Source organism: Tessaracoccus lacteus (assembly GCF_029917005.1).
GTDB lineage: Bacteria > Actinomycetota > Actinomycetes > Propionibacteriales > Propionibacteriaceae > Arachnia > Arachnia lactea.
In genome coordinates this window covers 2540370-2560381 of the sequence record NZ_CP123967.1, presented here as the reverse complement: position 1 = coordinate 2560381, position 20012 = coordinate 2540370, and the positions used below count along the sequence as shown (strand labels likewise).

Below are 20012 nucleotides of genomic sequence, written 5' to 3'. Positions count from 1 at the left end.
GGGTGGGCGCAGACGGTATCGACTAGGCTCGATGGCTTACCGCGCCGACCGGGAGTCCGTGTGGAACTCGTGTCAACCGGCTGAGGGGTCCGAAGCGTTGACTCGTATGAGGAGGGACCATGACCCACACCATCCCCCCGGCCGACCGGGCGCTGGTCCTGGACGGCAGCCGCAGCTTCGACCGCTTCGTAGAGGTCCGCGGAGGCCGCCTGTACCGGGCCGCCTGGTTCCTGACCGGCGACCCGCACAAGGCGGAGGACCTGGTCCAGACGGCGCTGACGAAGGCGTTCGGCCGCTACCCGACGCTGCCGGACGACGAGGCCTTCGAGGCCTACGTCCGCACGACGCTCTACCGCACCTACGTCAGCTGGTGGCGACGCCGCTGGAACGCCGAGGTGCCCACGGCAGAGCTGCCCGAAGGTCCGTCCGCGGGGACGGACACGAGTACCAGGCTCGACCTGACGCGGGCCCTCGACACACTCCCGAAGATGCAGCGGGCCGTGCTCGTCCTGCGCTACTTCGAGGACCGCTCCGTCACCGAGACCGCCGACCTGCTCGGGGTCTCCGAGTCGACGGTCAAGACCCACGCCTCACGCGGCTGCGCGGCCCTGCGCGGCTCCCATCACCTGAGCCAGGAGAACCGATGAGCTCCAACGACATCCGTGACCTGTTCGCCGCGAACGCGCCGGAGGTGCCCTCGACGCACGGCTGGGCCGATGCGGTCCGTGGTCGTCGGCGCCGCCGTCGGGTCCTGACCGGGGTCGCGGCCGGCGTTCTCGCGCTCGCGCTGGCGGTGCCGCTGGGCGCGACGCTGCTGAACCGTCCCGCCCAGATCGCTTCGCCGGCCGAGGCCTCGACGCTGACCGCGGCCGAGGCGTGCGCCGAGGCGCGGACCCAGGCCGAGGCCTTCGCCGTCGAGGGCGGGGAGGCGGTGCGGGAGGGCGCGGTGCGCGCGTGGCTCTGCGGCGACGAGCAGACCGAGGAGGGAAGCGCGTTCGGGACGGCCGGCCCCACCTACCCGATCACCCAGGGGGTCGACGAGGCCATCGCCTGGTATCTCGACGCTCCCGAGGCTGACCCCATGGCCGCCTGCACGATGGAGTACATCCTCGCCTACACCGTCGCCTTCGAGTATGAGGACGGTTCGATCGCCCCGGTCCAGGGTCAGTTGCACGGCTGCCGCACCGTGACCGACGGCGCAACCATCCGGTCGGGCGGCGACGAGTTCTACGCGCTGCTGCAGAAACTGTGGGCCGAGAACCGCGGGGAGGACTTCGTGGCCGAGGTGGAGCCCTGCACCATGACGGCCACCATGGGCGAGGTCGCGGATCCGGCCGACGCGACGTCGGCTGCGCTGTGCCAGGCCGACGCCGACGGCAACCGGGTCGCGTCGCGGCTGACGGCCGAGCAGGCGTCCGCCGTCGGCCTGTCCGTCTCGGAGACGGCCACGACGGCACCAGACGCCATCACCTACCCGGACCGGGTCACCACGCTGCAACTCTTCGACGACGAGGGCTCACTGCTCAGCCTCGACGCGCTCGACGACGGCTCATTCCTGTTCTATGCCGGCGACGCGGCCCGCGTCTGGACCCCGGGTGCCGAGCTGCGTGCAGAACTCGAGGAGGCCGCGGCCCTGCCGTTGCCCTGATCCCACGCCGTGAGCGTCCACCGTGATGTCGTGACGGATGCCGCAGCTACCTCAGGGGATCCGCTTCGTCCACTCGTCGGAGGAGAACTTCGTCTCCACGAGCTCCTTCGCCCTGGCCAGCTCGGACTCCGAGTAGTCGCGTCGGGTGGTCGTGTACAGCGACTCGAAGTGCGCCAGGAACGCCGCGATGATCTCGTCGCGGGGGAGCTGGGTCTGCGAGCGCAGCGGGTCCACGCGCTTGTTGGCCGACTTCGTGCCCTTGTCGGAGAGCTTCTCGCGCCCGATCCGCAGCACCTCGAGCATCTTGTCCGCGTCGATGTCGTAGGCCATGGTCACGTGGTGCACCACGACGCCACCCGTCACGCGGCGCTGGGCCGCGCCGGCGATCTTGCCCTTGTCGGAGGCGATGTCGTTCAGGGGGATGTAGCGCGCGTTGACGCCGAGGGTCTTCAGGGCTCCCATGACCCATTGGTCGAGGAACTCGTAGCTGCGCTCGAACCTCAGGCCCTCCACTAGCGAAGTCGGGACAACCAGGGAGTAGGTGACGCAGTTGCCGGGCTCCATGAACATCGAGCCGCCGCCGGTGATGCGGCGCACGACGTTGATGCCGTGCCGCTCGCGGCCCTCGTCGTCGATCTCGTTCCGGTACGACTGGAACGAGCCGATCACGACGAGCGGCTGGTCCCAGTCCCAGATGCGCAGGCTTGGGCGGACCTCGCCTTGCGCGAGCTCCGCGGCGATGACCTCGTCGAGCGCGACGTGCATCCGCGGGTCCATCGTGACGGGGCCGATGACGTCGAACGTGAGATCGGACCAGTCGATCGCGTGGCCGAGGGCGCGGCGCACCGCGATGCCGATGGCCTCGGGGGTGAAGCCGATCATCCGGGTCGCCGGGTCGAGCCGCCCCGTGATGGCCGCGGCGATGTCGGCGACGGAGGAGGAGTCGGCGAGGCCGACGAGGGCGGAGTTGATGTCGTCGAGCGCCTCGGCGGGCTCGAGGAAGAAGTCGCCCGACACGAAGGCCGAAGAGATCACGCCCTCGGCCGTCTCGACGTCGACGGCGACCAGCTTGCCGCCAGGGACCTTGTATTCACCACGCATGGGCCCGAGCCTACCGAGTCCGCGCAGGTGCGATTACGCTGAAGGTGGGAGGACGCGATGATGCGACTGATTCGATGGAGCGCCAAGGTGGCGGCCGCGGTGGCCGTCGCGGCGATGCTCGCCGCCTGCGGGAGCGGCGGAGGCGAGGAGGTCGAGGGCTCCGGCGCGGTGCTGGACCTGCCCTTCGACACGACGCCCCGCGTTTCCGACGCGGCCGCCGCGAGCGAACGCCTCGGCTGGGACGTGGCGCGTGCCGTCGACGGCGCCAACGCAATCGTCTCGCCGAGTTCGCTGTCGATGTCCATCGCGCTCCTCGGCGAGGGCGCGGAGGGCGCGTCGCAGACGAGCATCGAACAGGCGACGGGACTCGCCGGCCACGAGCGGTCGGCGGCCTTCGGCGCGCTCCGCCAGGCGCTGACCGACTACGAGGACCTCCCGAAGTCGGTGTCGGCGGACTCGCCACCGAAGACCCCGCTCGTGCATCAGGCCAGCCAGGTCGTCGCGATCTCCGCGCCCGTCGGACGCGAGTTCCTCGAGCGGATCAAGACCTACTACGACGCCGGCGCGACCCAGGCCGAGCCGGGCGACGCTCAGGCGGTGCTCGACGCGTGGGTGAAGAAGAACACGGCCGGGCTGATCGAGAAGTCGGGGATCGAGGTGGGCGGCGACACCCGCGCCGTCGTGCAGGACGCGGTCCTGTTCGCGGCTGCCTGGCGCACGCCGTTCGGCTCGGACACCGTGCTCGACTTCGCGCGCGAGGGCGGGTCGGCGCCGGTCGACGGGGTGGTCGAGACGCTGGACGTCGCCTACGCGGAGACGGACCGCTGGGCCGCCGCCCGCCTGCCCTACGACGACGCGCTGGCCGCGGACGTGATCCTGCCTGCGACGGGACTGGCTCCGTCGGACCTGACCGCGGAGGACCTCGCCGACGTGCGCGAGGCGCTCGACGGCGAGACTCCCGAGGCGGTGACCGTCACGATGCCGACGTTCGACCTCGCGTCGAAGATCGACCTACTCAAGGCCCTGCCGTCCGTCGACCTGGGCGACGTGGGCAGCATCTCGCCCGGCACCTACGTCGGCCAGTGGGTCCAGCAGGCACGGCTGGCGGTGAGCGCGAAGGGGACGGTCGGCGCCGCCGTCACCGAGGCGGCGACGGAGTCCAGCGCAGTGATGCCCGAGCACACACTGACGCTCGACCGCCCTTATGTGCTGCGGGTGCTTGACACCCGCACCGGCTGGCCGCTGTTCCTGGCCAGGATCGGCGACCCGACCGCGGAGTGATCCGCGGCTCCCTCTCCGGCCCCGGTTCCGGTTCCCTGAGCCAACCCCGGTTCCCTGAGCCAACCCGGTTCCCTGAGCTTGTCGAAGGGCCCTGAGCTTGTCGAAGGGTGTTCAGGGCTGACCCGGTTCCCTGAGCTTGTCGAAGGGCCCTGAGCTTGTCGAAGGGTGTCCAGGGCTGACCTGAGCTTGTCGAAGGGTTGCCCGGGCCCGACGTCGGGCTGGGTCCTTTCGCTTCGCTCAAGGCTCCTCGACAGGCTCGGAGATCCGTTGCAAAGTCCGTCGAAGGGCCTGAGCCCCACTCGGTGCCCTGAGCTTGATGCTCCTATGTGGTGTCAAGCGGTTGTGAGCCATTCTCTGTAGCGGGTGGTGAGGGTGTCGTTGCGCAGTGTTCCGCGTTCGATGCCGGAGATGCGGGCTGGCCAGACGCCGAGTGCGTGGCCGGCTTGGGTGGTGGTGAGGCCTTTGGCGTGGCGGAGGGGTCTGAGGTCGTTGATGGGTGGGACCACGGGTGGGGTCCAGATCGCGGTGATGATCAGGTGGGAGATGTAGCGCTTGAGGCAGCGGGTCGCTTCGCGGCGGGTTTTGCCTTCTGCTTGTTTCTTCGCGAGGTAGGCGATCGTGTCAGGATCGATGCGGGCTCTGGCCAGGGCGATGGTGTGTAGGGCCCGGTTCGCGCGTCGGTCTCCGCCGCGGTTGAGGCGCATCCGGTGGGTTTTGCCGGAGGAGGCGGGGATCGGGGCGACGCCGCAGAGTTTCGCGAACGCTGCCTTCGAGTGGATCCGGGTCGGGTCGTCGCCGACGGTGACCAGCAGTTGGGCGGCGGAGATCACCCCGACCCCGACGAGATCGAGGACGCCGGGTGCTGTCTGGGCGACCAGGGTCTGCAGCTGGGGGTTGAGGAGGTTGATCTCGTCGTCGAGGTCACGGATCCGTCGCGCCAGGGACCGCAGCGCGGTCATGGTGGAGGACTGGTCGACGGGGCCGTGGGGTCGGCAGGCGGCCAGCTTCGCGTGGAGGGCCTTCCCAGTGAGTCGGCGGTAGGTGTCGCGGACCTGGTCCGGGGCGGTCACGAGCAGGCTTTTGAGTTGGACGATGGCCTGGGTGCGGGCCTTGACCGCGGACTCCCGCGCCGTCAGGAGGACCCGGATCGCTTCAACATTGCCGGTGCCGGGTTTCGGCAGGGGGAGGGTCTCGCCGGTCAGGAGGGTGCGGGCGGCCAGGATCGCGTCCAACGGGTCGGTCTTGCCATGGAGTCTGCGGGCGGCGCGTTTCGGGCGGATCACCTCACGCACTGCGATCCCGGCCCGGGTCAGGAACCGGGACAGGCCCGCCCCATACGACGAGGTTCCCTCGACCCCGACCAGTGCGACCGTCCCGAACGAAGTGACGAAGTCCAGCAGCTGGCGGTACCCGGTGAGACTGGTCTCGATCTCCAGGTCGCCGAGGAGTGCCCCGGTGGTGTGGTCGAGGACCGCGACGTGGTGGGTGGCGAGATGGGTATCGACTCCCGCTACCACTGTGGATGGATGGGTTGGCATCATGTGAGGTGTCGCCTTTCAAGGGGGGTGACACCTGCTCGGGGACCAGGCAGTCAGGACGCTGACGGCGGCTTGCCAATCAAGCCCCAGGCTCCTATCAAGACATGCCACGGGTCCCCGGGCAGGACTCCGAGAATGTGTCCCCGCCCCGGGCGGAGTGGACAGATCAAACCCAAGACACGAAGTCAGTCGAAGGGAGAGCCACACCCCGCCGAGACGAGGACCTAACAAGTATCAGCGTCGAAGGGCCCTGAGCTTGTCGAAGGGTTGCCCGGGACCTACCTCGGTTCCCTGAGCTTGTCGAAGGGTTGCCCGGGGCCGACGTCGGGCTGGGTCCTTTCGCTTCGCTCAAGGCTCCTCGACAGGCTCGGAGATCCGTTGCAAAGTCCGTCGAAGGGCCTGAGCCCCACTCGGTTCCCTGAGCCTGTCGAAGGGCCTGAGCCCCACTCGGTTCCCTGAGCTTGTCGAAGGGCCTGAGCCCCACTCGGTTCCCTGAGCTCGTCGAAGGGTTGCCCGGGGCCGACGTCGGGCTGGGTCCTTTCGCTTCGCTCAAGGCTCCACGACAGGCTCGGAGACCCGGCTCCGCGAGAAGGCAAAGATGCCACCCTTATCGACCGACGCTACCGCTCTCGACACATGCCACCGCCCTGGCGGTGGCATGTGTGAAGAAGGGAGGCGTTTGTCGATAAGGGTGGCGTCTCTGGTGGTGGCCCGCACGTGGCAGGCCGCCGTCGGGTCAGCGACCCCGGCGGCGGTTGGCGGAGAAGTCCGCCGCGCTGTGCGACGAGTGCTGTGCCGGTCGACGCGACTGGCGGGAGCCGTCGCGGGCGGGCTTGCTCTGACCGCGGTGCGAGTCGTCGCGCAAGGGCGACGAGGGTCGATCAGAGGAGCGGCCTCGACCAGACCCGTTCGGGCGACCCGACCCGTTGCCACGACCCGAACCGTTCGCGGGATGCGAGCCGCCGCGACGACCGCGGCCGCCACCGTTGCCCTGCGGCTGCTGCGGCTGCTGGGGCTGCTTCGACGCGACGCCGGCCAGCTCCGCGGCCTCGGTCGCGGACAGGAACACGCGGTCACCAGGGGTGATGTCCTGCAGGATCTGCGCGCCGGGGGCGGCGTCATCGACCTGCGGCTTGATCTTGGCCTGGCGCATCAGGGTCGCGACGTCGGCGCGCTGCGACGGGGTCTGCAGCGTCACGACCTTGCCGGACTGCCCGGCGCGGGCGGTGCGGCCCGAGCGGTGCAGGTAGGCCTTGTGCTCGGCCGGCGGGTCGGCGTGGATGACCAGCGACACGTCGTCGACGTGGATGCCGCGGGCGGCGATGTCGGTAGCGACGAGCGTCGAGACGCGGCCGGAGTGGAACGCCTCCATGTTGCGCGTGCGGGCGTTCTGGCTCAGGTTGCCGTGCAGGTCGACCGCGGGAACGCCGAGGCCGTTGAGCTGTTTGGCGAGCTTCTTGGCGCCGTACTTCGTGCGGGTGAAGACGATGGTGTTGCCGGGGGCTGCGGCCAGCTCGGCCACGACGCGGGTGCGGTCGTCGCCGTCGATGCGCAGCACGTGGTGCTCCATCGTCGCGACGGGGGACAGTTCCGAGTCGGCCTCGTGGGTGACGGGGTTGTGGAGGAACTGCTTTACCAGCGTGTTGACGCCCGAGTCGAGCGTGGCGGAGAAGAGCATGCGCTGTCCGCTGCCGGGCGTCGCCTGGAGGATCTTGCGGACGCCGGGGAGGAAGCCCATGTCGGCCATGTGGTCGGCCTCGTCGATGACGGTGATCTCTACCGAGCCGAGGTCGACGAGCCCCTGGCCCATCAGGTCGAGGAGGCGGCCGGGGCACGCGATGAGCACGTCGACGCCGCGCGCCAGCGCCTTGGCCTGCGGGTTCTGGCCGACGCCACCGAAGACGACGGTCGAGGTCAGGCGCGTGGTCTTCTCGAGGATGACGTGCGACTCGTGGATCTGCGTGGCGAGCTCGCGGGTCGGCGCAAGGATCAGGGAGCGGGGGCGCTTCGGCTGCGGGCGCTTGGGGTCAGCGACGAGTCGCGCGACGAGCGGGAGCAGGAACGCGAAGGTCTTGCCGGAGCCGGTGCGGCCGCGGCCGAGCACGTCGCGCCCGGCCAGCGAGTCAGGCAGCGTCGCAGCTTGGATGGGGGTCGGGGTGTCGATGCCCTGGGTTGCGAGGGCGTCGACGAGGGAAGTGGGCACGCCGAGGCGCGCGAAGGATTCTGACAAGGTGTCTGTGACCTATCGGGAGTGTCTCACCGATGGAGGAGCTTCGAAGAGCTGGAAGGCGACTGAGGCAGGGCTTGGAGTGGCCTGCGCGCCGGCGGCCCGGGGTAAGACTGGGCGGACCGCTGGGTAGTACCTTACCGCCCGATCGCCGGATACCTGTATTCCGCCTTGTCAGAGCAGCTTTCTCCACCGCGGGGTCCCATCCCCCGTACATGCACCGTCGGGTGTGCGTGTCCCTCGCCCGTCCTCGGGCGTGCGCCGTTCGCTGTCCCTCGCCTGAGTCCATCCTCGGGCGTGCGCCGAACTCCTCCTGTCACTCCCTTGTCGGCGGTTGTGTCGGTGGTCCACTTCCGAAAATCGTTCAGTGGTCGATTCTCCCCGGTCCGGCGCCGAGTTTCGCCCACCGCCCCCGGCCGGGTGGGTGCCGCTTGGCGCGAAAAGCGTTCAGTGGTCGATTCTCCCCGGTCCGGCATCGAGTTTCGCCCACCGCCCCACGTCGGGTCGCATGCGGTGAGCCGTCTGGAGGTTGCCGACGTCAGTGCGTTGGGCCTCGGGGCTGCCTGGCCGGCAGTCGGTGGGGATGCCGATGGCATGCCCACAGGGCGGGACGCCCTGTGACGACGGCGTCAGAGCGAAGAGCGTGTGGCGGCCGCGCCTTCGGGGCCGACCAGCGTGCAGAGGCGCCGGTCGGCAGGGCCGCCAAACTCCATCAGAAGGGCCGCACCTGCGGGGCGAAGGTCGATCGCGATGCCGAGAGACACGGGCCAGCCGAGGAATCGGCAGACGAACGACCTGGAGAAGTGCCCATGTGACACGACGACGACGTCGGAACTCTCGAGACGCTCGGAGACGACCTCGACTGCGCGGTCCACCCGCACCGTCATGTCGTCGACGGACTCTCCGCCGGGGGCTCCGCCGGTCCAGATCGTCCACCCGGGTGCACCCTGCTCGTGGATCTGCGCGCGGGTCAGGCCCTCGTAGTCGCCGTAGTCCCACTCGGCGAACACGTCGTCGGTCTCGTCGACCGTGAGTCCAGCCAGCGCAGCCGTCCGCTGTGCCCGGATGCGTGGGGAGGCGAAGACGTACGGGTCGATGAGTCCCAGCCTCTCCCTGATTCCCACGAGCGCCCGCGCGTCAGCGACGCCCTTCTCGGTCAGGTCGATGTCGGTCCGACCGGTGTGCCGGTTCGTCATCGACCATTCTGTCTGCCCGTGCCGGATCAGCAGCACCCGGCCCGTGGTGCGCACGCCCTGCGACTCGCTCATGCCCGGAGCCTAGTCGTCGAGGGGCGCGCCGGGCCCGCCGCCGACGATGCCGGCCAGGTACCCCGTCGAGCACAACTGTGGCTGGAGCCGGAGCACGCGTCGTCTTTCCGAGTGCTGCGGCCCCACCCACTTTTCTGCACGGGATGGCGCGCCGCCCCCGGGTGAGCGGCCGACAGGTCTCTCGATGGGTCAGCTGGGGAAGGCTGTGTGCGTTTCTCGGCGCCGGACCGGGGAGAATCGACCACTGCCCGATTCTCCGGGAAGACGCGGGGTCAGTAGTCGGGGAGAGGCGGGCTCAGTCGTCGGGGAGGGAGCGGGTGCCGTAGACGGACTCCCAGTCGGCGATGAACGTGTCGACGGCGTTGGTGATGTCCGGCACCGACAGCGCCTGGCGCAGCAGCTTGGGTGACAGCGTGACGGCGTCGGCCCCAGCCTCCAGAGCGTGCGACACCTGCACGATGTTCTTGAAGCTGGCGGCCATGATCTTGCAGGGGGCGTCGAAACGACGGATGAAACCGGACAACGCGGTCAGCGTGCCTTTGGTGTCGATGTCAAGCGACTGCATCCGGTTGTAGTAGGGCGCGAGGTAGTCGACGCCGGACGCGATGGCGAGGAAGCCCTGCGTCTTGGAGTAGATCGCGGTCGCGGTCACGTGGACGCCCTCCGCCTTGAGGGTGCGCATGGCGAGGATGCCGGCTTCGGTGGTGGGGATCTTGGGGTAGACCTTGTCGTCGATCTTGTCGAGCAGCCTGTGCGCGTCGTCGATCATGCCCTGAGCCGTCTTCTGCAGCACCTGCACGTGCAGCGTGCGGTCGGGGCCGATGATCTCGCGGATCCGGCGGAGGTGCTTGTAGACGTCGACCCGGCCCTCCTTCTTCAGGATCGACGGGTTCGTCGTCACGCCCGTGACGGGGTAGATGGGCGTGAGGCGCTCGATGTCGTCGAGGTTGGCCGTGTCGAACAGGATGTCCATGGTCGCCTTTCGAGGTGCGGAAGCTGGTCCATTCCACCACGGAGCCGGGTGCGGAGCGCCAGCCCCGAGCAGGGCGGATGCTCAAACACCAGCTTCGTCGCGGGACTGTCCCAGCCTATGCCCGGGTTTTCCGAACTTTCGAACCGCCCCCTGTTTTGAAACCGCTTCGAAACTGCTACGCTCGTGAAACGAAAGGCAATCGAAGACAACGAGGTTTCGAAGTGACGCAGGAGAGAGCCAGCCGCGAAGAGGCGATCCTCACGCGCCTGACCGACGACGGCACGCTCACCGTCGCCTCCATGGCCGAGAAGCTCGGCGTGTCCGAGGTCACCATCCGCGGCGATCTCCGCGCCCTCGAGCAGCGCGGCATGCTGGTGCGGACGCGTGGCGGAGCACGCCCCAGCTCCTTCAAGACGATCCTCCAGCGCGAGAAGGTCAACGTCGAGGCCAAGCAGCGCATCGCGGCCTTCGCCGCGTCGATGATCACCGACGGTGACACCGTTATGATGGAAGCGGGGACCACCGTCGCCTCGATCACCGGCCACCTCGCGCAGCGTCGCGACGTCCAGATCGTCACCAACTCGACGCTCGTGTTCAATGTCGCCCGCACCAACCCCGCGCTCAACATCATCCTCGCCGGGGGAGTGTTCCGCCGAGAGTCCGAGTCGCTCGTCGGCCCTGACGCGGAGCGCACCGTCTCCGACTTCAACACCCGTCTCGCCTTTCTCGGCACCGACGGGTTCTCCCCCGAGCGGGGACTCACCACCCGTTTCGTCGACGGCGCCCAGGTTGCCGCGCTCATGAGCCGTCGCGCCGAGGAGACCTGGCTGGTCGCCGACTCCTCCAAGTTCGGTCAGGCCGGGTTCGTCAGTTTTCTGCCCCTCGACAAGGTCACTGGGATCATCACCGATTCCGGGCTCGTCGCCGGGGCCGCTGAAGCACTGCAAGAGCACACACGCGTGTGCATCGTCTAGGGAAGGTCAACGTCTATGGCAACCGTCGTAGTCATGCCGCAGCTCGGCAACTCTGTCGAGTCCTGCCTGATCGTGTCGTGGCAGGTGGGTCTCGGCGACGAGATCGCCGAGAACGCCATCGTGTGTGAGGTCGAGACCGACAAGGCCTCCATGGAGGTCCCGACGTCGGCCGCCGGCACCGTGCTCGCCATCCTCTGGGACGAGGGCGACGACGTCCCCGTCAAGGAGCCGCTCCTGGTGGTCGGCGTGGCGGGCGAGGACCCGGCCGACGCCCTGGCCGCAGCCGGTTGGAAGGGCAGGGACGGCGACGAAGCTGCCATTCCCGAAGCCGCCGCAGCCGAGGCCGCTCCCGACGCTGAGGCCCCCGCGGCCCAGGTCGAGCGTGTCGCCTCCACCGGCGCTTCCAGCCCGCGGGCCCGCACGCTGGCCGCAGCCAGCCACCTCGACATCAACGACGTCGCCGAAGGCTCAGGCCCCGGCGGACGCGTCATCGAGCGCGACGTCACCGCTGCCCTCGCCCACGCAACCAAGGGATCGGCCCGCGCCGGCGCCCACGGCTCGGGGGCCACCGGCACCGGCCTCGGCGGCCGCGTCACCACGTCGGACCTCGTCGCAGGCACGCAGACCGCGGAGACCACGACGACCGCACCGGCGACGCCGGCGGCCGGCTCCCGCGAGTTCCCCGGAGCCTCGACGACGACGCCGCTCAAGGGCATCCGCAAGACCATTGCGGATCGCATGATGCACTCGCTGGCCAGCTCCGCCCAGCTGACCTACACCTCGACGGCCAACGCGGCCGGCCTGCTCGCGCTCCGCAAGAAGCTCAAGGGCTCGCCCGAGGAGCTCGGCCTCAGCAAGGTGACCATCGGCGACCTGGTCGGCTACGCCGCCGTCAAGGCCGCGGCCAAGAACACCGGCCACAACGCCCACCTCGCCGACGGCAAGCTCACCGTCTTCGAGCAGGTCCACCTCGGCTTCGCTTGCGACACCCCGCGAGGCCTGCTGGTCCCGACCGTCCGCAACGCCTCCGAGATGGGGCTGCGCGAGTTCTCCGCCGCCAGCAAGGACCTCGCACAGCAGGCCATCGGCGGCAGCATCAGCCCCGACCTGCTGCAGGGCGCCACCTTCACGGTCAGCAACCTCGGCGGCTTCGGCATCGAGTCCTTCACCCCGCTGCTGAACGTGCCCCAGGTCGCCATCCTCGGCGTCGACGCGATCTTCCCGCGCGCCGTCGTGAACGCCGACGGCAGCTTCGGCGTCGAGCAGCGCATCGGCTTCTCGCTGACCGCCGACCACCGCGTGATCGATGGCGCCGACGCCGCCCGCTTCCTGCAGGACCTCGTCGCCTACGTCGAGAACATCGACATCACCGTCCTCGGCTGAGACAAGGAGCAACCCACATGAGCACCACCTTCGACGTCATCGTGCTGGGCGGCGGCCCCGGCGGCTACATCGCCGCCGAGCGCCTCGGGCACGCGAAGAAGAACGTCCTCCTCATCGAGGCCGACGCCCTGGGCGGCACCTGCCTCAACGTCGGCTGCATCCCCACCAAGGCGCTGCTGAACGCGGCGAAGACCTACGAGCACGCCGTGCACGGCGCCCAGCTGGGCGTCCGCGTCGACGGCGCCAGCGTCGACTGGGCCGAGCTGCAGAAGTGGAAGAACAAGACCGTCGCCACCCTGGTTGGCGGCGTCGGCGCGGCCGAGAAGAAGGCCGGCGTCACCGTCGTCAAGGGGTACGGCCGCTTTGAGGGCCCCGGACGCGTCACGGTCGACGGCACCACCTACACCGCCGAGCACGTCATCCTGGCCACCGGCTCCGTCCCGGTCATGCCGCCCATCCCGGGCGCCGCGGACAACCCCCGCGTGCTCGACTCCACCGGCATGCTGTCGGTTCCCGAGATCCCGGCGCGGCTCGCGGTCATCGGCGGCGGCGTCATCGGGCTCGAGTTCGCCAGCCTGTTCGCGATGCTCGGCTCCGAGGTCACCGTCATCGAGATGCTGCCCGAGGTCGTCCCCTTCATGGACGACGAGCTCGCCGCCCAGCTCCGCAAGGGCCTGGCCGATATTGACGTGAAGCTCGAGTGCAGGGTCACCGGCATCGACGGCGGCACGGTCCACTACGAGACCATGTCCGGCACCGCCGAGTCGGTCGATGCCGACGTGGTGCTGATGGCGGTGGGCCGCCGTCCCGCCGTCGCCGGCTGGGGCGCCGAGGACTCCGGCCTGGAGTTCTCCGGTAAGGGCGTGGTCGTCGACGACCGGATGCGCACCAACCTGCCCAACGTGTGGGCCGTGGGCGACGTCACCGGCCGCTCGCTCCTGGCGCACGCCGCCTACCGGATGGGCGAGATCGCCGTCGCGAACATCCTCGACCCCGAGGCGTTCAGGCGCGGCGAGATCATGCGCTGGAACACCATCCCGTGGGCCGTGTACTCCAACCCGGAGGCCGCGGGCATCGGTCTCACCGAGGCCCAGGCGAAGGCCAAGGGCATCGACGCGAAGTCCGTGACCGTGCCCGGCTACCTGTCCGGTCGCTTCGTCGCCGAGGCCGGCGTCAAGGCTCCCGGCGCCGCCAAGCTCATCTGGGACGGCGCCACCGGCCAGGTGCTCGGCATCCACGTGCTCGGCTCCTACGCCTCCGAGATGATCTGGGGCGCCTCCGTCGTGCTCGAGACCGAACTCAGCATCACCGACCTGCGCCAGGTCGTCTTCCCCCACCCCACCGTCAGCGAACTCATCCGTGAGGCCGCCTGGGCCGCCCAGGCCTGAGCCCCGACAAGGAGATACGAAACATGCCAAAGAACCTCATCGTCGACCCGAGCAATGTCCGCTCCGCCTCGACCATCACGGCCCCCGAGATCCCGGTCAACCAGTACCGGCCGAACTTCGCCGCCGAGCTCGACAAGTACGGCAAGCAGGGGCTCATCGACATCCTGCACGACATGATCGCGGTGCGGCAGTTCGAGACCATGCTCAACTCGATCAAGACCACGGGTGCGTGGAACGGGGTCGAGTACAACCACCGCGGCCCCGCGCACCTGTCGATCGGGCAGGAGTCGGCCGTGGTCGGCCAGGCCTCGCAGCTCGACCCCGAGGACTTCCTGTTCGGCTCGCACCGCAGCCACGGCGAGATCCTGGCCAAGTGCTTCTCGGCTGCCCGCAAGCTCGACCCGGCGCAGGTCGAGGACATCATGAAGACGTTCCTCGACGGTGAGACCCTCGCCTTCGCCGAGCAGGTCGGCTACGACAGTGCCGCCGACCTGACCGAGAACTTCATCCTCTACGGCACCGTCGCCGAGACGTTCGCCCGCAAGGCCGGCTTCAACCGCGGCCTCGGCGGCTCCATGCACGCCTTCTTCGCGCCCTTCGGCTCGATGCCGAACAACGCGATCGTCGGCGGCTCGGCCGACATCGCCACCGGCTCGGCGCTGTTCAAGCTGATCAACCGCAAGTCCGGCATCGTGATCGCCAACATCGGCGACGCCTCCATGGGCTGTGGCCCCGTCTGGGAGGCCATGGCCATGGCGTCCATGGACCAGTACCGCAGCCTCTGGAATGACGGCGTGAACGGCAACCCGCCGATCTGGTTCAACTTCTTCAACAACTTCTACGGCATGGGCGGCCAGACCTCCGGCGAGACCATGGGCTACGACATCCTCGCCCGCGTCGGCATGGGCGTGAACCCCGAGGCGATGCACGCCGAGCGCGTCGACGGGCTCAACCCGCTCGCCGTCGCCGACGCCGTCGCCCGCAAGCGCCAGCTCCTCGTCGAGGGTCGCGGCCCGGTCCTGACCGACACCATCACCTACCGCTTCTCCGGGCACTCGCCGTCGGACGCGTCCTCCTACCGCACCCGCGAGGAGGTCGAGCTGTGGGAGCAGCACGACGGCCTGAAGAACTACGCCGCCTATCTCGTCGAGAACGGCGTCCTCAGCCAGGGCGAGGTCGACGACCTGCAGGCGAAGTTCGATGAGCGTCTCACGAAGGTTATCGCCATCGCCACGAAGGACGAGGTCTCCTCGCCCCGGGTGGGCATGGACTTCATCGAGTCGGTCATGTACTCCAATGGCAACGTCGAGGCCTTCGACGACCGCGCCCCCGAGCTCAAGCAGCCGCTCGAGGAGAACGCCCGCGTCAAGTCGCTGGCCGCCAAGGTCCGCACCGCCACCGACGCCAACGGCAAGCCCGTCAGCAAGGCCAAGGCCTACTCCTACCGCGACGCGCTGTTCGAGGCCGTCGCCCACCGCTTCGCCACCGACCCGACGCTGGCCGCCTGGGGAGAGGAGAACCGCGACTGGGGCGGCGCGTTCGCCGTCTACCGCGGCCTGACCGAGCTGCTGCCGTACCACCGCCTGTTCAACTCGCCGATCTCCGAGGCCGCGATCATCGGCGCCGGCGTCGGCTACGCGCTGTCCGGCGGCCGGGCGATCGTCGAGCTGATGTACTGCGACTTCCTCGGCCGCGCCGGCGACGAGATCTTCAACCAGGCCGCCAAGTGGCAGTCCATGTCCGCAGGCCTGCTCAAGATGCCGCTCGTCATGCGCGTCTCCGTCGGCTCCAAGTACGGCGCCCAGCACTCGCAGGACTGGGCGGCGCTGGTCGCCCACATGCCCGGGCTCAAGGTCTACTACCCGTCGACCCCATACGACGCCAAGGGCATGATGAACCTCGCGCTGCGCGGCACCGACCCGGTGGTGTTCTTCGAGTCCCAGCTGCTCTACGACAAGGCTGAGGAGTTCGTCGCCGACGGCGTCCCGACCGGCTACTACGAGGTCCCCGAGGGCGAGCCCGTCGTGCGCCGCGAGGGCACCGACCTGACCATCGCGGTCATCGGCCCCACCCTCTACCGCGTGATGGAGGCCGCCGACCTGCTGCAGGAGAAGTACGGCATCTCCACCGAGGTGATCGACCTGCGCTTCGTCGCCCCGCTGAACCTCGACCCCATCGTGGAGTCGGTGAAGAAGACCGGCCGCCTCGTGCTGACCTCCGACGCGGTGGACCGCGGCTCGTTCCTCCACACCGTCGCGTCGCAGATCCAGACCCTCGCCTTCGACCACCTCGACGCGCCCGTCACGGTCGTCGGCTCCCGCAACGCCATCACGCCGGCGGCCGAGCTGGAGAAGGAGTTCTTCCCGCAGCCCGAGTGGCTGCTCGACGCGATTCACGAGCGCGTGCTGCCGCTCAAGGGCCACGTCCCGACCACCAACCAGACCGACGCCGAGATCGCCCGCCGTTCGCGGCAGGGCCTCTGACAAGGAGAGACATGCTCCGCGAGCGCATCAACGACCCGTCGCTGACGCCCGCCGAGCGCGTGGCGGCCCTGCAGGAGTACCTGCAGGGCTCGCCCGCGTTCCCGGGCTTCGTGACCGAGTCGAACAACCACGTCCACACCATCTACAGCTTCAGCCCGTACACGCCCGCGATGGCGGCGCTACGGGCCCGAGAGGCCGGGCTGATGGTCGTCGGCTCCGTCGACCACGACTCGGCCGCGGGCGCGGGCGAGATGGCGGCGGCCGCCGCCGCCGTCGGCCTCGGGTCGGTGACCGGCTTCGAGTGTCGCGTCTACCTGTACAGCGCCGACGAGGTCGCCGAGGGCCGCGCGCCGCTGCACGACCGCAAGCTCAACAACCCCGACACCGCGGGCATCGCCTACATGACGGTGCAGGGCATCCCGGCGTCGCAGCGCGAACGGGTCGCCGAATACCTGGCGCCCATCCGTGCCGCCCGCCTCGCGCGGACCGCACGGATGGTCGAGCGGGCCAACGCGATCCTCGAGGGCCTCGGGGCGCCCGTGCTGGACTTCCAGCGCGACGTCGTCGACCGGTCGCAGTACTCAAACGGCGGAGAGGTGACCGAGCGGCACCTGCTCGCGGGCATCGCCGACAAGCTCATCGAGCGCTACGGCCGCGGCCGGGCGCTGGTCGATGGGCTGGGCGAGCTCGGCCTCGAGCTGTCGGAGAAGGTCGCGGCCCAGCTGGGCGACGAGGCGAACCCGTACCTGGAGTTCGACCTGCTCGGCGTCATGAAGGCCGGCTTCCTCGACCAGATCTACCTCGTCCCGGACCGGGAGGAGTGCCCGACGATGGCGGAGGTCGCGGCCTTCGCGACGTCCGTCGGCGCCATTCCCGCCTACGCCTACCTCGGCGACGTGACCGCGTCGCCGACGGGCGACAAGAAGGCCGAGAAGTTCGAGGACGACTTCCTCGACGAGTTGGTCGCAGAGCTCCGCAGGCTCGGGATGCCCGCCATCACGTACATGCCGCCGCGCAACACCGCGGAGCAGATGGCGCGCCTCGCGTCGCTCGCCGCCGACAACGGCCTCCTCGAGGTCTCCGGCGTCGACATCAACACCCCGCGCCAGCAGTTCAACTGCCCGGAACTGCAGCGCCAGGAGCTGGCGCACCTGAACGACGCGACCTGGGCGATGGTCGCCCACGAGCGGCTCGCCGAGGCCGACCTCGGCCTCGGTCTGTTCGCCGAGGCCGGCCCGCTGGCCTCGCTCCCGCTTTCCGAGCGCGTCCGTCGCTACAGCGCCGTCGGGCGGTCGCTCGTGGCCGGCACCAGCACCGTCGGCGAGGCCGCCGACGCCCTGAGGAAGGAAGCAGCATGAGCATCCTGGAGATCGCGCCGCTCGTCCGCGGCGCCTACCTGGCCGCCCGCAACGTGCCGGTGATCCTGTCGCCGTCGGACGAGACGGAGCTGGAGCTGAGCGTCGAGTCGGTGGATCAGCTGGCCGAGGCGTTCCCCGTCGACCTGCCGGACACCGTCGCGGTGACGGTGTCGGGGGAGCGGCACGGGTTCCGCGCCCACACCGTCGGGGATGTGTCGCCGCTGCCGCACGGCAAGGACGCGCAGGCGTCGGCCGCGGAGCCGCGGTCCCGGGTCGTCGCGGGGAAGGTGGCGCTCGTCACCGGCGGCGCGCAGGGGTTCGGTGCGGAGATCGTCCGTGGGCTCGTCGCCTCCGGGGCCTTCGTCTACATCGCCGACCTGAACGCCGACGGGGCTGCGAAGCTCGCCGATGAGCTCGGCCCGCACACCGCGGCGCTGACGGTCAACGTCGCAGACGAGGAATCGGTGGCGGCCATGACCGAGCAGATCGCGGCCACCACCGGCGGCCTCGACCTCGTCGTGTCCAACGCGGGCATCGTCCGCGCGGGCAGTGTGCTGGAGCAGGACGCCGACGCCTTCCGGCTCACGACCGACATCAACTACGTCGCGTTCTTCCTGGTCACCAAGCACCTGGGCGGCCTGATGGCTGCCCAGCGCCGCACGGCGCCCGCCTGGACCACCGACATCGTCCAGATCAACTCCAAGTCGGGCCTCGTCGGATCGAACAAGAACGGCGCGTACGCCGGGTCCAAGTTCGGGGGCATCGGGCTGGTGCAGAGCTTCGCGCTGGAGCTGGTCGAGCACGGCATCAAGGTGAATGCGATCTGCCCGGGCAACTTTCTCGACGGCCCGCTGTGGTCCGACCCCGACCGCGGCCTGTTCGTGCAGTACCTGCGCTCCGGCAAGGTGCCCGGCGCCACGACGATCGAGGAGGTCCGCCGCTTCTACGAGGCCAAGGTGCCCCTCAACCGCGGGACCTACGGCTCCGACGTCATGCGGGCGCTGTACTACCTCGTCGAGCAGGAGTACGAGACGGGCCAGGCGCTTCCGGTCACCGGCGGTCAGGTGATGCTGAGCAGCTGACTCTGCCGACGCCACCCTTCCCGACACATGCCACCCTTCTCGACACACGCCACCGCCATGGCGGTGGCATGTGTGAAGAGCGGTGGCGTCGGTGAAGCAGGGTGGCGTCTGGGTTTTTGATGGGTGCGCAGGCAGAGAGCCGGGGCCGGCGTCCAGATTCTGGGACCAGGCCGCGCGTCGATTTCGCCGACGGGGACGACACGTCGCACAATAGGGCGGGACCCGAGCAAATATGAGTTGCTCGGGTCCCTGTGTGTTGACCGACGGTGGGCCGTCGCCGATCTGACGGACATCCGGGTATTCCTCGCCCCCATGCCCTGGGAGCCCCGCGGGCCGCAGCCTGCGGGTACGAGGAAGAAGGACTCTTCCGTCGGGTGATCCGCCCGGGACGACCGTCCGGATCTGATCGATGTACCGTTACCCGCCGCCTCGTCTCTGCGGCCCCGCGGGCTTGACGCCCGCTCCAGGTGAGGAGCTCCGGTGCATCTCTCGGTGTGAGGCCGTGGTCAGCGTTCCACCGCCTGAGGACTGTCCGCCGTGTGTTCGCACCGCCGCTGCGCGTGCCCTCTGAGGAGGTGATGGACGTCGGTCTGGCTGTCCTCGCGAATCCCCTCGCGGGTTTTCGTACAGGAGTGTCTACTCCTCCGGCTCGGCTTTGGCAAGAGGTCTCGAGGAATCAGAGGAGAAAACCCTAGCCGACACGGCGTGTCGCCTTGCGTGCAGATCCTTGGGTGACGGTGCCCTGGTGGCGGTCGTCGTCGGGCATGGGGCTGTGGGCGGTTTTCGGAGGCGGACCGGGGAGAATCGACCACTGACCGATTTTCCGAGCGTCTCCAGGGGCCAGGTGGGGACGGGGCGGGCGCGAGGTGGTCGGCTGCATGGGTGGGCCAGGGTCCCCGAGTCGCTGCCGAAATCTCCTTGACAAGGGTTTATGTAGAGATTTCTCCGAACCTGTTCCCCCTGGTCCCCCACCGGCGTATGGTGAATCTCGTACCCGTCCCCTACCACTCGGGAGGCAATCTATGGGCATCGATGATGCGGCCCAAGAGGCCGTCGGTAAGGCCAAGGAAGGCGTCGGCGAGGCCATCGGAAACGAGGACCTTCGCCAAGACGGAGTCAAGGATCGAATCGAGGCCAACGCCAAACAAGTCGCTGATGACGCCAAGAGGCGTATGGGTGACGTGGGCAGCGGTTTGGCCGACACGGTCGAATCTCTCAAGGACAAGTTGACCGCCAAGGGCGACAAGTAGCGCCGGCGCATCCTGGCATCCAGAACTAGACGACGGGGCCGCCCTCATGGGCGGCCCC

The 20012-nt window shown here is 69.2% G+C and carries 15 protein-coding genes; 10 read left to right on the top strand and 5 right to left on the bottom strand.

The features are described from left to right. Positions 1–119 precede the first annotated feature (119 nt). Complete coding sequence (locus QH948_RS11930) at positions 120–647, top strand: SigE family RNA polymerase sigma factor (RefSeq protein WP_281144583.1); 528 nt, start codon at positions 120–122, stop codon at positions 645–647. Beyond that, positions 644–1648, top strand: a complete 1005-nt coding sequence (locus QH948_RS11925; protein WP_281144582.1) for a hypothetical protein — start codon at positions 644–646, stop codon at positions 1646–1648. The genes QH948_RS11930 and QH948_RS11925 overlap by 4 nt, the downstream gene beginning before the upstream one ends. Positions 1649–1699: 51 nt before the next feature. Here QH948_RS11925 and lplAB read toward each other — a convergent pair whose 3' ends face one another. Next, positions 1700–2749, bottom strand: coding sequence for a lipoate-protein ligase LplAB (lplAB, locus tag QH948_RS11920; RefSeq protein WP_281144581.1), 1050 nt, complete (start codon positions 2747–2749; stop codon positions 1700–1702). A 57-nt stretch (positions 2750–2806) separates the two neighbouring features. On the opposite strand from lplAB, the gene QH948_RS11915 reads away from it, so the two are divergent. After that, positions 2807–4030 (top strand): serpin family protein, encoded by a 1224-nt coding sequence (locus tag QH948_RS11915; RefSeq protein WP_281144580.1) that lies wholly within the window; start codon positions 2807–2809, stop codon positions 4028–4030. 332 nt (positions 4031–4362) lie between these two features. Here QH948_RS11915 and QH948_RS11910 read toward each other — a convergent pair whose 3' ends face one another. The 4 genes from QH948_RS11910 to QH948_RS11895 all read right to left on the bottom strand — a co-directional run bounded on the left by QH948_RS11910 (position 4363) and on the right by QH948_RS11895 (position 10036). Beyond that, complete coding sequence (locus QH948_RS11910; RefSeq protein WP_281143793.1) at positions 4363–5571, bottom strand: IS110 family RNA-guided transposase; 1209 nt, start codon at positions 5569–5571, stop codon at positions 4363–4365. A gap of 733 nt (positions 5572–6304) precedes the next feature. Then, positions 6305–7771, bottom strand: a complete 1467-nt coding sequence (locus tag QH948_RS11905; RefSeq protein WP_281144579.1) for a DEAD/DEAH box helicase — start codon at positions 7769–7771, stop codon at positions 6305–6307. Positions 7772–8424: 653 nt separating this feature from the next. Next, positions 8425–9063, bottom strand: a complete 639-nt coding sequence (locus tag QH948_RS11900) for a histidine phosphatase family protein (RefSeq protein ID WP_281144578.1) — start codon at positions 9061–9063, stop codon at positions 8425–8427. A 295-nt stretch (positions 9064–9358) separates the two neighbouring features. Continuing rightward, positions 9359–10036 carry a fructose-6-phosphate aldolase gene (locus tag QH948_RS11895; protein WP_281144577.1) on the bottom strand — a complete coding sequence of 226 codons (678 nt, stop codon included), beginning with the start codon at positions 10034–10036 and terminating at the stop codon, positions 9359–9361. Positions 10037–10257: 221 nt separating this feature from the next. Here QH948_RS11895 and QH948_RS11890 point away from each other — a divergent pair, with 221 nt between their 5' ends. The 7 genes from QH948_RS11890 (at position 10258) to QH948_RS11860 (ending at position 19954) form a co-directional block, all read left to right on the top strand. After that, positions 10258–11010 (top strand): DeoR/GlpR family DNA-binding transcription regulator, encoded by a 753-nt coding sequence (locus QH948_RS11890; RefSeq protein ID WP_281144576.1) that lies wholly within the window; start codon positions 10258–10260, stop codon positions 11008–11010. Between the two features lie 15 nt (positions 11011–11025). After that, on the top strand, positions 11026–12393 hold the full coding sequence (locus QH948_RS11885) for a dihydrolipoamide acetyltransferase family protein (RefSeq protein ID WP_281144575.1): 1368 nt from the start codon (positions 11026–11028) through the stop codon (positions 12391–12393). Between the two features lie 17 nt (positions 12394–12410). Further along, a complete protein-coding gene (gene lpdA, locus QH948_RS11880) occupies positions 12411–13781 on the top strand; it encodes a dihydrolipoyl dehydrogenase (protein ID WP_281144574.1) in 1371 nt (456 codons plus the stop codon). Positions 13782–13804: 23 nt separating this feature from the next. Further along, positions 13805–16264 (top strand): alpha-ketoacid dehydrogenase subunit alpha/beta, encoded by a 2460-nt coding sequence (locus QH948_RS11875; protein ID WP_281144573.1) that lies wholly within the window; start codon positions 13805–13807, stop codon positions 16262–16264. Between the two features lie 11 nt (positions 16265–16275). After that, a complete protein-coding gene (locus tag QH948_RS11870; RefSeq protein WP_281144572.1) occupies positions 16276–17622 on the top strand; it encodes a PHP domain-containing protein in 1347 nt (448 codons plus the stop codon). Beyond that, positions 17619–18704, top strand: coding sequence for an SDR family NAD(P)-dependent oxidoreductase (locus tag QH948_RS11865; protein WP_281144571.1), 1086 nt, complete (start codon positions 17619–17621; stop codon positions 18702–18704). The genes QH948_RS11870 and QH948_RS11865 overlap by 4 nt, the downstream gene beginning before the upstream one ends. A gap of 1022 nt (positions 18705–19726) precedes the next feature. After that, positions 19727–19954 (top strand): CsbD family protein, encoded by a 228-nt coding sequence (locus QH948_RS11860; protein ID WP_281144570.1) that lies wholly within the window; start codon positions 19727–19729, stop codon positions 19952–19954. Positions 19955–20012: the final 58 nt, after the last annotated feature.

What these genes read in the sequence shown, in the direction of transcription:
- QH948_RS11870 (WP_281144572.1), top strand. Translation starts at nt 16,276, where the DNA reads ATGCTCCGCGAGCGCATCAACGACCCGTCGCTGACGCCCGCCGAGCGC.
- lplAB (WP_281144581.1), bottom strand. Translation starts at nt 2,749, where the DNA reads ATGCGTGGTGAATACAAGGTCCCTGGCGGCAAGCTGGTCGCCGTCGAC.
- QH948_RS11895 (WP_281144577.1), bottom strand. Translation starts at nt 10,036, where the DNA reads ATGGACATCCTGTTCGACACGGCCAACCTCGACGACATCGAGCGCCTC.
- QH948_RS11865 (WP_281144571.1), top strand. Translation starts at nt 17,619, where the DNA reads ATGAGCATCCTGGAGATCGCGCCGCTCGTCCGCGGCGCCTACCTGGCC.
- QH948_RS11930 (WP_281144583.1), top strand. Translation starts at nt 120, where the DNA reads ATGACCCACACCATCCCCCCGGCCGACCGGGCGCTGGTCCTGGACGGC.
- QH948_RS11910 (WP_281143793.1), bottom strand. Translation starts at nt 5,571, where the DNA reads ATGATGCCAACCCATCCATCCACAGTGGTAGCGGGAGTCGATACCCAT.
- lpdA (WP_281144574.1), top strand. Translation starts at nt 12,411, where the DNA reads ATGAGCACCACCTTCGACGTCATCGTGCTGGGCGGCGGCCCCGGCGGC.
- QH948_RS11925 (WP_281144582.1), top strand. Translation starts at nt 644, where the DNA reads ATGAGCTCCAACGACATCCGTGACCTGTTCGCCGCGAACGCGCCGGAG.
- QH948_RS11885 (WP_281144575.1), top strand. Translation starts at nt 11,026, where the DNA reads ATGGCAACCGTCGTAGTCATGCCGCAGCTCGGCAACTCTGTCGAGTCC.
- QH948_RS11875 (WP_281144573.1), top strand. Translation starts at nt 13,805, where the DNA reads ATGCCAAAGAACCTCATCGTCGACCCGAGCAATGTCCGCTCCGCCTCG.
- QH948_RS11915 (WP_281144580.1), top strand. Translation starts at nt 2,807, where the DNA reads ATGATGCGACTGATTCGATGGAGCGCCAAGGTGGCGGCCGCGGTGGCC.
- QH948_RS11860 (WP_281144570.1), top strand. Translation starts at nt 19,727, where the DNA reads ATGGGCATCGATGATGCGGCCCAAGAGGCCGTCGGTAAGGCCAAGGAA.
- QH948_RS11900 (WP_281144578.1), bottom strand. Translation starts at nt 9,063, where the DNA reads ATGAGCGAGTCGCAGGGCGTGCGCACCACGGGCCGGGTGCTGCTGATC.